Annotated in this window: 14 protein-coding genes; 10 read left to right on the top strand and 4 right to left on the bottom strand. The window is 33.0% G+C overall.

The window, feature by feature from the left end; genetic code table 11:
* Positions 1-228: 228 nt before the first annotated feature.
* Together srtB and fba are read right to left on the bottom strand one after the other, a co-directional pair.
* The gene (gene srtB / locus C7390_RS09925) at positions 229-1,236 is read right to left on the bottom strand and encodes a class B sortase (RefSeq protein ID WP_022501218.1); all 1,008 of its coding nucleotides are present in this window, start codon (positions 1,234-1,236) and stop codon (positions 229-231) included.
* 36 nt (positions 1,237-1,272) lie between these two features.
* Positions 1,273-2,136 (bottom strand): class II fructose-1,6-bisphosphate aldolase, encoded by an 864-nt coding sequence (gene fba, locus C7390_RS09920; protein ID WP_022501219.1) that lies wholly within the window; start codon positions 2,134-2,136, stop codon positions 1,273-1,275.
* Positions 2,137-2,349: 213 nt separating this feature from the next.
* Between fba and C7390_RS09915 the strand changes: the two genes are divergently transcribed.
* The 3 genes from C7390_RS09915 (at position 2,350) to C7390_RS09905 (ending at position 4,926) form a co-directional block, all read left to right on the top strand.
* Positions 2,350-2,652 (top strand): hypothetical protein, encoded by a 303-nt coding sequence (locus tag C7390_RS09915; RefSeq protein ID WP_022501220.1) that lies wholly within the window; start codon positions 2,350-2,352, stop codon positions 2,650-2,652.
* Positions 2,653-3,046: 394 nt separating this feature from the next.
* On the top strand, positions 3,047-4,132 hold the full coding sequence (locus tag C7390_RS09910) for a hypothetical protein (protein ID WP_116444138.1): 1,086 nt from the start codon (positions 3,047-3,049) through the stop codon (positions 4,130-4,132).
* Positions 4,129-4,926, top strand: coding sequence for a TPM domain-containing protein (locus C7390_RS09905; protein ID WP_116444137.1), 798 nt, complete (start codon positions 4,129-4,131; stop codon positions 4,924-4,926). The genes C7390_RS09910 and C7390_RS09905 overlap by 4 nt, the downstream gene beginning before the upstream one ends.
* Positions 4,927-5,078: 152 nt before the next feature.
* On the opposite strand, the gene C7390_RS09900 is transcribed toward C7390_RS09905, so the two are convergent.
* Positions 5,079-5,603 carry a peptidylprolyl isomerase gene (locus tag C7390_RS09900; RefSeq protein ID WP_022501223.1) on the bottom strand — a complete coding sequence of 175 codons (525 nt, stop codon included), beginning with the start codon at positions 5,601-5,603 and terminating at the stop codon, positions 5,079-5,081.
* Positions 5,604-5,910: 307 nt separating this feature from the next.
* Between C7390_RS09900 and C7390_RS09895 the strand changes: the two genes are divergently transcribed.
* Complete coding sequence (locus tag C7390_RS09895) at positions 5,911-6,720, top strand: GNAT family N-acetyltransferase (RefSeq protein ID WP_116444136.1); 810 nt, start codon at positions 5,911-5,913, stop codon at positions 6,718-6,720.
* Here C7390_RS09895 and C7390_RS09890 read toward each other — a convergent pair.
* Complete coding sequence (locus C7390_RS09890; RefSeq protein ID WP_318295659.1) at positions 6,717-7,466, bottom strand: YesL family protein; 750 nt, start codon at positions 7,464-7,466, stop codon at positions 6,717-6,719. The genes C7390_RS09895 and C7390_RS09890 overlap by 4 nt on opposite strands.
* 235 nt (positions 7,467-7,701) lie before the next feature.
* Between C7390_RS09890 and C7390_RS09885 the strand changes: the two genes are divergently transcribed.
* The 6 genes from C7390_RS09885 to C7390_RS09860 all read left to right on the top strand — a co-directional run.
* Positions 7,702-8,403 carry a hypothetical protein gene (locus tag C7390_RS09885; protein ID WP_116444134.1) on the top strand — a complete coding sequence of 234 codons (702 nt, stop codon included), beginning with the start codon at positions 7,702-7,704 and terminating at the stop codon, positions 8,401-8,403.
* Positions 8,404-8,481: 78 nt separating this feature from the next.
* Positions 8,482-9,063 carry an accessory gene regulator B family protein gene (locus C7390_RS09880; RefSeq protein ID WP_022501227.1) on the top strand — a complete coding sequence of 194 codons (582 nt, stop codon included), beginning with the start codon at positions 8,482-8,484 and terminating at the stop codon, positions 9,061-9,063.
* Positions 9,038-9,751: a LytR/AlgR family response regulator transcription factor gene (locus C7390_RS09875; protein ID WP_116444133.1), complete on the top strand. Its 714-nt coding sequence runs from the start codon at positions 9,038-9,040 to the stop codon at positions 9,749-9,751. Before C7390_RS09880 ends, C7390_RS09875 begins: the two co-directional genes overlap by 26 nt.
* Before the next feature lie 49 nt (positions 9,752-9,800).
* The gene (locus tag C7390_RS09870) at positions 9,801-11,048 is read left to right on the top strand and encodes a sensor histidine kinase (protein ID WP_116444132.1); all 1,248 of its coding nucleotides are present in this window, start codon (positions 9,801-9,803) and stop codon (positions 11,046-11,048) included.
* 141 nt (positions 11,049-11,189) lie between these two features.
* Positions 11,190-11,846, top strand: coding sequence for a hypothetical protein (locus C7390_RS09865; protein ID WP_116444131.1), 657 nt, complete (start codon positions 11,190-11,192; stop codon positions 11,844-11,846).
* A gap of 6 nt (positions 11,847-11,852) precedes the next feature.
* A partial coding sequence (locus C7390_RS09860) for a hypothetical protein (protein WP_318295658.1) occupies positions 11,853-12,218 on the top strand: 366 nt, incomplete at its 3' end.

Here is a 12,218-nt window from a genome sequence, read left to right as displayed (position 1 = left end):
CTTCCTTTTCATAGATTATTATTCTATTAGTAAAACTAAAAAAGGCGTACACATATACATTATTAAGATGTATAATATGAACGCCTTTGTTCTACCTTATTTGATTAGCGACAACTACCTGTCGTCTTTAATTAAAATAACTCAAAATTAATAATAATGCAAGTTCTTTTTTAAAAAATATAAAAAAAATTAAAATTATTAATTATCTAAGTCAATTTCAAGTAAATTCTACTCTAATGAGGCTTCTCCAATATACATTCCGTGTACGATAAAGCGTTTCTCACCGTTATCAGTACAAGTAGAAAGAGTAACTACCTGACTTGCTGATGAAATATCAACCCCTGTATCATACAAAGATTTGGCTTTCATATCTGCTGCATAACTTTGCATAGAAGCAAGAGAAGGGAAGTTAAAGGTATATGTATCACTTACAGCTTCACTTATGTAGCAGCTAAAGATTTTATATTGTTTAATGACATTACCAGTGTATATATAGAATACATTGTTGCCAGAACCATTATAGAACGATGAATTCTCATAACTTTTAAGCTTGCCAAACATCGCACCATTTCGCATATTGTGTCCGTATATAATCACATGGTTTGAAGAAAGTCCGCTATTAATGCGGGAATCTTCAAACAGACAGCCATTAGCACTGGATTGCTTGTCAAATGTATGTGTAAGGTAATAATCATTATCATTACCCTGAACCATTGGAAGCCTGCATCCAATAGATGGAATGTATATATATCCAAGTCCATCAGAATTAATATTAAGAAGTGCCTGATGGTTATACTTAAATGGAACTTCAACTTCCTCTTCCTCATCACCGATAATTACATTAGTGTGGGAATCTTCATCAAGAACATTCTGTTCAATGTCATTATATATTACATCAGCCTTGTGATATGCAAGGAATATGTTGATAAGATTGTATGCGGCAAATATAAAGACAGCAACTGATATTAAAAGAATAATACGTCTTATTATATTAGAACGCTTTTTATCTTTCTCCTGTCTGTCAAATACTGCATCAGCATCATTCTCATCATATGGAGAATTACTGTCTGAATAATCCATATCCTCATCTATAAAATCATCAACATCATCATTCAGAATATCGTCAGGATCTTCTAATTCATAATCGGGCATATCATCTGATTTAGTTATATTTCTACGAGATGATTGTTCTGGATCATCATTCAATAAATCATCATTATTGTTAGTTGTATTCATAGTATTATAGTCCTTGTGTGTTGTGTGTAATGCTAATTATGCCTTTCCAGCTGAACCGAATAAGTTAATCTTTTCGCGAACAGTCTCTTTAATAGCTTCACTACCAGGAGCAAGGAGCTTTCTTGGGTCAAATCCCTTTCCCTCAAGGTCTTTGCCTTCTTCAATATATTTTCTTGTTGCAGCAGCAAATGCAAGCTGGCATTCTGTATTAACATTAATCTTAGCAACACCTAAAGAGATCGCTTTCTTAATCATATCTTCAGGAATACCTGTACCACCATGTAATACTAATGGCATATTGCCAACCTTTTCTTTAACAGCGGCAAGTGTTTCAAAGCTAAGACCTGGCCAGTTAGCAGGATATTTACCGTGGATATTACCGATACCAGCAGCAAGCATTGTTACACCGAGGTCAGCAATTGATTTACATTCATTAGGGTCAGCACACTCCCCCATACCGATAACGCCGTCTTCTTCACCACCGATTGAACCAACTTCTGCTTCAAGTGAAAGACCCTTCTCTTTGCAGATTTTAACAAGTTCTTTAGTCTTTTCAATATTCTCTTCAATTGGATAGTGGGAACCATCAAACATAATTGATGAAAATCCTGCATCAATGCAGTCATAACAAGCTTCATATGTTCCATGGTCAAGGTGAAGTGCAACAGGAACAGTAATCTTAAGATCATCTATCATTGAACTTACCATACTTGCTACGGTCTTAAATCCTGTCATATATTTACCAGCACCACACGATACACCGAGGATAACTGGTGAGTTCATCTCCTGAGCTGTAAGAAGAATCGCTTTAGTCCACTCAAGATTATTGATATTGAACTGCCCAACAGCATATTTGCCATCTCTGGCTTTTTCTAACATTTCTTTTGCTGAAACTAACATAAATATTAACCTCCTACTATGTAATATGGACATAGCTTTGCTTAATGCCCACTTTTATTATCCATTATACATTAAAGCTAATAAAATGCAAAGAAAATAGTGTCAAATAGTGCGAATTTGAAAAATAAAATCAATATATTTAAGTTGTTATTGATACTAAAAAGAAGTATAATCTAAAAAAGGAATACAGAACCCGAAAGGAGAAAGAAATTTATGGGGAAATTTATTTATTTAGCCAATATTATAGCCGCAGATGTGGATTTTTATAATATTGAGGGTAACAGGGGAGATTCATATCTTCCATTTATAGGTTTTATGATGTTTGTAGTAGGTGCTGTTGTAGCGTTTATGGGTTTTTCAAAGTATATAACAGCCAAGAAGAATTTTAACCTGTTCTATGATTTAAGGGACAGCGTTAAGGTTGATAAAGCCACTAATGAGAAGAACAAGAAAACTGGAATCATTATGATAGCTGCAGGAATAATTGTTCTTATTGTTTCATTCTTTGTAATATAGAAGACTAATAATAAGAGATTAATGCAAAAGATTAATTAGAAGATTAAGTATATAAAGATAAGGTTCTTATTCCTTGATATTTATGAGAATGAACTCTTTCGTATTAGTTAGTGATGATATCAATAATCACAATACGTAAAATGCCACCCCGTTAAGGGTGGCATCGAAAGAGGGAGGAGAGTTGTACATTATGATTAACAACTCATATTTATGAAGAACTATAAAAGTCAATAAGCTTTATTAATATATATCAGCTTGTCTGATATATTTTCTATATTTAAAAGTATATTGATTAAAAGTGAAGAAAGAATGTTCATAATGTTAAAACTTATTGAATGCAATATGAACAAATTATGAACACATATAATATTACATAAATTAATGGAGGTAAGATATGCCAATTATATACAAGTGTCCTAATTGTGGAGCGGCAATGGAATTCTCAAGTGAATTGCAGAAGCTTGAATGTAAGAGGTGTGGTACAAGTATAGATGTTAAGACATATGAAGATGAATATGCTTCTTTAATGGAAGAAGTAAGTGGAAGTACATCAGATAATAGTGATTACGGATTTAATAACAGTGAACAGGATAATGATGCAGATAATAATAATATGAAGATATATCATTGTCAGAGCTGTGGAGCAGAACTTGTTGCAGATGAATATACATCAGCTACATTTTGTTCATATTGTGGTAATCCCACATTGGTTGAGGACAGACTTAAAGGAAGCTTCAGGCCAAAGTCAATAATTCCATTTAAGATTAACAAAGATCAGGCGGTAGATATATATAAGAAATGGCTGAAAAAAGGAATGCTTACACCAAAGGAATTATCAAGAAAAAGTACAATTGAGAAGATTAGTGGTGTGTATGTCCCATTCTGGCTGTATGATTATTCAGCAAGAACTATGATGAGTGCCAATGCTAATAAGGTAAGAACGACAAGACGTGGCGATACAGAATATACATATACAGACCATTTTGATGTGTATAGAGATGTATCAGCAGAATTCAAAAGAATTCCGGCAGATGCTTCAGAGAAAATGCCAGATGAACAGATGGATATGTTAGAGCCTTATAATTACAGCGAGATTACAGATTTTGCAATGCCATACTTATCTGGTTATCTTTCAGAAAAATATAATTATACAGCTGATGAAATACAGAGCCGTGCCAAGAAGAGAGCAGATTCATACATTACACAGATTGCAAGGGATTCAATTACTGGTTATTCAAGTGTCATAGTAAGGAATAACAGCATAAGTATGAATGGCAGGGGCAGCGAATATGCACTTTTGCCAGTGTGGATGCTCAATTTCAGATACAATAATAAGGAATTCCATTTTTATCTTAATGGACAGACTGGTAAAATAGTGGCAGACAGACCTATAAGTGCAGGAAAAGCCGTTACATATGGTATTGGAATTTTTGTGCTTACACTTATTATTACAATGATAGGAGGGCTGTTGTTTATATGATGTGTGTAGATTTAAAAAGACATTTTAACTGGTTAAAAGTGGCTGTAATGGCAGTATTAGCTGTTATGGTTATGATGTTTGTATTAACAGGAACACAGAGTGCGTATGCGGGTACAGATAATAAGACCTATGTAATAGATGATGCTGGAATTCTGACAAGTGAGGAAGAACAGAAGCTTACAGATATGTGCAGGAAGGCATCTAAGAACTGTCAGCTTGATATTGTTATCATAACTATGAACAAGAATTTAGATTATAGTCCTATGGATAATTATCTTCGTTCAATACTTGAAGAACAGTATGGTTATGAGGAAACAGGAACTGACTGCGAGGCTGTTGTATATGGAATAGATATGACTTCAAGAGCAGACAGAATTGTAACATCAGGAAGAGCAAGGAGCAGCATTTCACAGTCAAGTCTGGATTCAATCAGGGAAAGTGCGGAGGATAAGCTTGCTGAAGGCGATTATTATGCAGGCTGTAAGAAATACATAAACGGAATTGAGAGAAAGCTTAATGTAAATATGTTATCAAGACTTACATATTATATGCCAGTTAAGATTTTAATCTCACTTGTGGTAGCAGTTATTGCAGTATTGGCAATGATGAGCAGTGCCAGGTCAAAGATGACAGTGAACAGTACAGAGTATACTAAGAACCACGGATATAAGATGAATGACAGAAGAGATGTATTTATCAATACAACAATTACTAAAAGACATATTGAAAAGAGCAGTTCAAGTGGTGGAAGCTCTGGCGGTGGTAACTCTGGAAGTTCAGGCGGACACTTCTAAGAAGATATATATTTAAAAATTGTATAAGACCTATAGGATAAAATAAGGTTATGTAAATTTTTTATATAGGTCGGATTTTAAAATAAGCCCGGTATGATTAAAGCAATCATATTTATGATTGTGATTAATCATACCGGGCTTTTATTATACTATTAGAGTGTTTCTGGTTCAGCGTAATCTACACCAAAAGTATCAACAGTAACAGTCTTCATAACCTGAGGAGTTCTAGGTCTGTCACTCCAGTCAGTATCAATTGAAGCAATGCTGTCTAATACATCTTCACCTTCAACAAGTTTACCAAAAGCGGCATACTGACCGTCAAGGTGAGGTGCATCAGCGTGCATAATAAAGAACTGGGAACCTGCTGAATCCGGGTGCTGTGCACGTGCCATAGAAAGGACACCTCTTGAGTGCTTAAGATTATTTTCAACACCATTGTAGTTGAATTCACCCTTGATTGAGTATCCAGGACCACCCATGCCTGAGCCTTCTGGGTCGCCGCCCTGAATCATAAATCCAGCGATAACTCTGTGGAAAATAAGTCCGTCATAGAAACCTTTCTTAACAAGACTTATAAAATTGTTTACTGTATTAGGTGCAACGTCTGGATAAAGTTCTGCTTTCATAACGTCGCCATTTTCCATTGTAAATGTTACAATAGGGTTCTGATTAGACATAATTAACCTCCAAAATAATGTGTAATGTGTGGGATAATTACAAGACGAAAGCAAATATGACTAACGGACGTTGTGAGATAAAAATATATTACCGCTGGGCACGCTTGCGCTACTTGAAACCGTAGCGGTACTAAGCGGCTAAAGGACAGCCGCTAAGTGCCGACGGTTTCAAAAGTACACAGCTTGTAATGTATTTTTATTTCACAGCTGGTTAGTGATAGTGGTCGTTTTGTAATTATCTGTGATAATATTATGTATTGTAATGGGGATTATTGTAAAAGTCAATTGGGAGGATTATACGTGAGTTATGGAAAGAGTGTATATATTTGATTGTGACAGGATTATAGGTGATGAGGAAAAACGGACTATTATAGAGAATATGGAAGGAAAGGCTGAGGTTATTTTTGATAATTCTGAGGGGTATGACAGGGATACGGATATAGTTATAAGTACACGTTGTGTGGGGAATAGAGATGTGGCTGGTATGGAAGTTATTATAAGGGAAGATATTGGAGTTGGGTATGATTATGTGGGAACTGCACCTTATGTGATATATGAACCAGAGGAGATAGATTATTATTACTGTCAGAAGGTGTATGCAAGAAAAAAGGGGCTTCCAGCATTTATTCTTGAAACAGAGAGGTTTATTGTGAGGGAAGAAAGTCTTGATGACCTTGATGAATTGTACGAATTGTATGACACACTTGCAGATTGTGAGTTTATAGAACCTTTGTATGAATTAGAGAAGGAAAAAGAATTTGTAAGAAATTACATTAATAATATGTATAGATTCTTTGAGTACGGAATGTGGCTGGTATATTCTAAAGATACAGGCAGGCTTGTTGGACGTATGGGAATTGAGAATAGAAGCATTGACGGAGAAAATATTCAGGAAATAGGTTATCTTACAGGAAAGCCTTATCAGAATATGGGGATAGCATACGAAGTATGCAGTGCAATTATGGAATATGCTAAGGAAGAATTGGGCATAGATAAATTATATTCCTGCATAGATAAGAATAATAAACCGTCAATATCGCTTATACACAAGCTTGGCTTTAAAGTGTATGCACAGGACATTGACGGTATGAATATTTATATATGTGAGTTTAATTAGTTGTTACTATCATCTGACTGATTATCATTTAAAGTAACAGCAGTGTTGTCAACATTGTCATCAATGGCTTTATGTTGTTTAGCCGTTTCTATTTTTTCAGCTTTTTCTTTTTCAGCTTCTCTGGCCCGCTCATCATTAGTGTTCTCTAATGACTTAAATATTCTTGTGAATATGAATGAGTCAACATAAATAATAAGCGGTATAGTTACTATAAATGCAGTAAAATACTTTAAAGAAAAGAGGATAAGTCCGTATGTTGCAATCATCATGATAAATGTCTGTGGCAGGTGATGAACGCATAATATAAGTGAATTCTTAACAATTGTAAATGCTTTATCATCATATCTTGAAAGCACTGCAAATGAATATAAAAGAACACCAGCCCATACAAGAGCACAGCCTGCGATAGCATACATAAAAATAGTACCAGCCATTGAACCAGATGAGAATGCCCAGTAGGCACAGGCCCTTATATCAAAGAATAAAAGTAGTCCGATAACTCCCATGATAAGTTCGACCAATAATCCCTGGACAAAATTAGTCTTAAAAGACTTCCAGAAATCTTTAAACACATAATTTTCTTCATCTTTAACAAGCTTCATTCCAGCATAAAATGCAGCTGTAAGTGAAGCACCTATTGTGATAACAGGGATACAGAATATAACTGTTATTAATCCAAGTATAAGGAAATCACCAGCTTTCGTGAGTCCCCTGAAAAATTTACCATCTAATCCAAAACCACGCATAATATATCTCCATTCTACATTCATAATGAAAGTGACTAAATCAGATTATACTTATATATGTAACAAAAAGCAAAGAATTTTTAATGCATATTTCTTAAATGTTTATAAAAGCTGTTTTTTTAAGCGTTAAGGTATGATAAACTAACAAATGTTGATTAATTAAAGAGTAATTAATAAAAAGCAAAGCCACAGTGTTTCTGGCTGTTTAATGAAATGTAATGTATTAGGAGGCTATATGGCAGAAGGTAATTCTATTAAAGATGAGGTGAAAGAACAGCGTAAGAAGTTCTTAACACTTACGTTTACAGGCAAGCTGCAATATATATGGGAATATTACAGAATTCCAATTGCGGCGGTTATAGCTGTTGTTCTTGTGGTATTGTCATTTATAAATGCTTACAGAAGAAATAATTATGAAGGAGTATGTGATATTGCGGTATGTGACGGCAAGATTACAGGATACGATACAGATGATGATTTATTGACAACAGGTTTTACTAATTATCTTGGAATAGACGGCAAGAAACAGCGTATACATATAGATTACAGCTATACGCTTGAAGAAAAGCTTTTCGACCAGGACCCACAGATAAGCAATGAGAAGATATATGTTTTGTCGCAGACTAATAACCTTGATGGGTATATGTCAGAATATGAAAAGATAGACCACTTCTGTTTTGATACAAGCTGTTTTTTCTATGATTTAACAGAACTTTTTACAGATGAAGAAATGGAGCAATTATCGGATTATATAATATACCATACGCAAAGAGATGGTGAAACCCGTGCAGTAGCAGTAGATTTATCTGATGCACCAAGAATACAGGATACAGACCTTACAATGGAAAGACCTTGCTACGGAATTGTTCAGTCAGCAAGAAATCCGGAAAATGCAGCTGATTTTATCAGATATGTATTTGATATGGAAAGAAAATAAAAATGTAATATTATGAAATGATATATGGAAGGCTTGATATATGAGCCTTCCATTATTTATATATGGAGGGAATAAAGCTTGAATAATAAAGATGGAGAATTAACAGAGGAAGAGTACAGGGAAGTTATAAAATATGGCAGAGGTATGCTGATTAATATAATTATAGGGGTGGTAGCTGCTGTTGTTATTGCAGTGTATATGGGAATGTTAAAAAAAGGAGTGGTATTTTTGATGTTATTATTGCCATTAAGACAATATTGTGGCGGATATCATATGAAAAATCATAATAAATGTATTGTGGCATCAATAATAATATATTTTCTACAGTTAATGTTAATAAAAAATTTGAAAGTTACCATTAGTGTGCAAATTGTTATGCTAATTTTTGCTTTGGTAATTATTTTAATGTTGGCACCTGTCGATAATATAAATAATAAAATGAATTATGAAGAAAAGAACTATTTAAAGAAGAAAATAAGAGTTATTTTAATAATAGAGTTATTTTTATATGCTATTTTTATTGTATTATCAAAAACGGACTACGGATTAATTGTAGTTTTGTGTATTGCTATAGTAGCGGGATTGCTTATATTAGGGAATATAAGTAATAGGATACAGGAAAGAGGGGAGAAATATGATATACAGGATAGGGATATGTGACGATGAACAGTTGACGTGTTCAGAATTGGAGAATTACATTAATGAAATTTTTGAATGTAAAGATGATGAAGCTGAAATATATGTGTGGAACTCAGGTGAAGCGTTGAAAAAGGATATATCTAATGGGGTGAAGATTGATATTTTGTTTCTTGATATAGAGCTTTTGGACAGCAATGGCATTGAACTTGGTAAATATATAAGAAATTATATGAAAAATATGTCAATGAATATTGTATACATATCGTCAATGACAGAATATGCTATGGAATTATTCAAGATACATCCATATGATTTTGTGGTAAAGCCATTTGATAAGAATGAAATTGAGAACTTAATAGATGAAATGTGTGGATATTATAAGCAGGATAACAAGCATTTTAAGTATTGTGTGTATGGAAAGACCAATATGGTTATGATGATGGATATTAAGTATTTTGAGAGCAGGGGACGGCATATAATTATCAATCTTGTGGATAATCAGTCAATACAATATGTGGGACAATTAAAAAATGAAATAAAAAAGCTGCCATTAAATTTTGTGGAAATTGGCAAATCTTATATTATAAATTTAAAGCATATGAGGGAATGTCACGTCAGTTATGTGGTTATGGATGATGGAAAAGAGCTGGGGATAAGCAGGGCATACCGCAATTATTTTAATGAGAAAATATTAGAATATAATAGCTGATTAATAGAATAAAGCGTGAATATATTTTAGTGAGTTAGAGGGATAAATTATGACATACAATTATATAATATCAGTTTTTGTGGAATTAGTAAGGACAATACTTATTGTACAGTATTTTCAAGTGTTTTTTGATAAGAATAATAGTCTGTGCAAATATCTGGTTAGTGGATTTATGTTTGTTGCAACAGTGCTGGTTTATATTACGTTTAATAACGTAATACTAAATATGATAATAACATTTGTGACAATATTTGCTATTGCCAATGTATATAGCGGTTCTCTAAAAAAGAAATTCTTATTATCGTGTATGAACTTTGGAATATGCTGTGCAATAGACATAATATGTTCTTTTATATTGGGAGTTACGGTAGAAAACAGAAATAACGAAGTTATAGGTATGATTATGTCTTTGTTGATATTTTATGTAGTTATATTGATTATAAAGAAAATATATAATGGCAGAATACAGGATGAATTCGCAGGAAAATGGTATTTTCTGCTTATAATTTCAGCTATGAGTATTGCTTCTGAATATATTTTATCAATTGATAAGGGGATAGCATATATAACGGTAATAGAGATTAGTTTTATAATTTTATTGATAAATGTCATTTTGTATTTCTTCTACCTTTCTATGATAGAACAGTATTCATTACAGCAGGAAATGGAAGCATTAAAGAAGCAAATGGATGTGCATGAGCTGAGAATGCAGAACAATATACAGAATGAACGAAATATAAGAGCAATTAAACACGATATGAAGCATCACATAAGGGAACTTACATATCTTGTGACGGATAATAATTATGCAGAGGTGAAAAAATATCTTAATTCTTTGGAAAATGATGTGTACGATAATACATCATATATCAATTCTGGAAATCAGATAATGGACGGAATAATTAATTATTATATATGTAAATTCAAAGAAAATAAAATCCAATATGAAACAAAGATTGCTGTGCCGGATAAGCTGGATATAAGTTCATATAATTTGAATATTATATTGGGAAATCTTCTGGATAATTCAGTCCAAAGCACGATTTTAACGCAAGCACCAAGCATAAATATACGAATTGAATATAAGACGGGAATATTATACATATATGTTAGTAATTCGTGCTTAGAAAATTCAGTAACCTATAAAAATAATAAAATTATCAGCACCAAGGGAAGTAATCACGGATATGGCATAAGTAATATTGATAAAATTGTAAAGAAATATAATGGAACTTATAAAATAGACTGCATTAATAATGAGTTTAAAAGCAGCATTTTAATACATTTATGTAGCTAATATGTGCAAATTATGTCGAATTATCTACCAAAAATATCGTTGTCCTAAATAAAGGCATATAAAGTGTTATAATCCAGCTTGTGAACAAGATAAAATGACAAAGTCAGTTAAAAAACTTAGAAAAATGTAGGAGGAAGTTCAATGGCAGTAGGTGGAATAGGCAGTTTTAGTGCATTGACTAGTTACAGTGGAGTTAATAGCAGTAAAGCTAATAGTGAGCTGGAATTTGATAAAATCTACCAGCAGAAAACAGATAGTGTAGAGATAAATTCAACGGCAGGAAACAATGACATAATGACAATATATGAAATGTTGTGTTCAGAATTTCCAGAAGCTAATTACATATTGGAAGATAGAAGTGATGAAAAAAATCTATTTTTTAATAATGTTGATACACGAATAGGAAAAGACTTTGGAAATCCGAGTAAAAAGAATGTATTTATAGATGTGAGTGTAATTAAGAAAATACAAGAAGACCCGTCTTATTATTTAGAAGCCAAGTTGGATTTGCAACAAATAATTGAACATTATGATGAGGCACGAACCCACGGTGGTTCAGATTTGCCATATACTACTGGTGAGCTTGATTATGAAAATGGTAGAATACAAGCTGGATGGAGGTATGATAGTAAGTGTTGTCAGGAAGCTGTGGCAAAAGAAGTTAAAAAGCTGGAGAGTCCTAAATTATCAGATGCAATCAATTATGACTATATTAAAGATAAGATGGATACTATGCTGGACGATTTTATGGATAAAGTAACGGAAGGTATAGTAGGAGAAGATAAAGAAGAGAGGTAGATAATTATGAAAAAGAGAGTATTAAAGAGTTTAATAGCAGCATTTATGTGTATGGTTGTAATTGTAGCAACAAGTGTTTCGACATTTGCAGCACCTTATCAGGTAAAGCGAGCAAAACATTCTGTTTGCGGAACATTTAATACAAGTTATGGGTATAAAGTACACGAGTATATATATACGGATGTAGCATCATCAGGAGAATATTGCAAATTTTGTAAAAAAATAGTACCAGAAGGTGAAAAACATACGTATATGTATACAGATGATGTATATTATTTTATGTGTAGTCGTTGTGGAGATGTATATTCTGTTCCATATACACAGCCAATATATGCACATTACACAAATAATGTACAAGATTATTATAATTAT

This window comes from Bacteroides galacturonicus, from assembly GCF_003096855.1.
Classification (GTDB): domain Bacteria; phylum Bacillota; class Clostridia; order Lachnospirales; family Lachnospiraceae; genus Lachnospira; species Lachnospira rogosae.
This window is presented reverse-complemented; position numbering and strand designations above follow the sequence as displayed.

What these genes read in the sequence shown, in the direction of transcription:
- srtB (WP_022501218.1), bottom strand. Translation starts at nt 1,236, where the DNA reads ATGAATACAACTAACAATAATGATGATTTATTGAATGATGATCCAGAA.
- fba (WP_022501219.1), bottom strand. Translation starts at nt 2,136, where the DNA reads ATGTTAGTTTCAGCAAAAGAAATGTTAGAAAAAGCCAGAGATGGCAAA.
- C7390_RS09915 (WP_022501220.1), top strand. Translation starts at nt 2,350, where the DNA reads ATGGGGAAATTTATTTATTTAGCCAATATTATAGCCGCAGATGTGGAT.
- C7390_RS09910 (WP_116444138.1), top strand. Translation starts at nt 3,047, where the DNA reads ATGCCAATTATATACAAGTGTCCTAATTGTGGAGCGGCAATGGAATTC.
- C7390_RS09905 (WP_116444137.1), top strand. Translation starts at nt 4,129, where the DNA reads ATGATGTGTGTAGATTTAAAAAGACATTTTAACTGGTTAAAAGTGGCT.
- C7390_RS09900 (WP_022501223.1), bottom strand. Translation starts at nt 5,603, where the DNA reads ATGTCTAATCAGAACCCTATTGTAACATTTACAATGGAAAATGGCGAC.
- C7390_RS09895 (WP_116444136.1), top strand. Translation starts at nt 5,911, where the DNA reads ATGGAAAGAGTGTATATATTTGATTGTGACAGGATTATAGGTGATGAG.
- C7390_RS09890 (WP_318295659.1), bottom strand. Translation starts at nt 7,466, where the DNA reads ATGCGTGGTTTTGGATTAGATGGTAAATTTTTCAGGGGACTCACGAAA.
- C7390_RS09885 (WP_116444134.1), top strand. Translation starts at nt 7,702, where the DNA reads ATGGCAGAAGGTAATTCTATTAAAGATGAGGTGAAAGAACAGCGTAAG.
- C7390_RS09875 (WP_116444133.1), top strand. Translation starts at nt 9,038, where the DNA reads ATGATATACAGGATAGGGATATGTGACGATGAACAGTTGACGTGTTCA.
- C7390_RS09870 (WP_116444132.1), top strand. Translation starts at nt 9,801, where the DNA reads ATGACATACAATTATATAATATCAGTTTTTGTGGAATTAGTAAGGACA.
- C7390_RS09865 (WP_116444131.1), top strand. Translation starts at nt 11,190, where the DNA reads ATGGCAGTAGGTGGAATAGGCAGTTTTAGTGCATTGACTAGTTACAGT.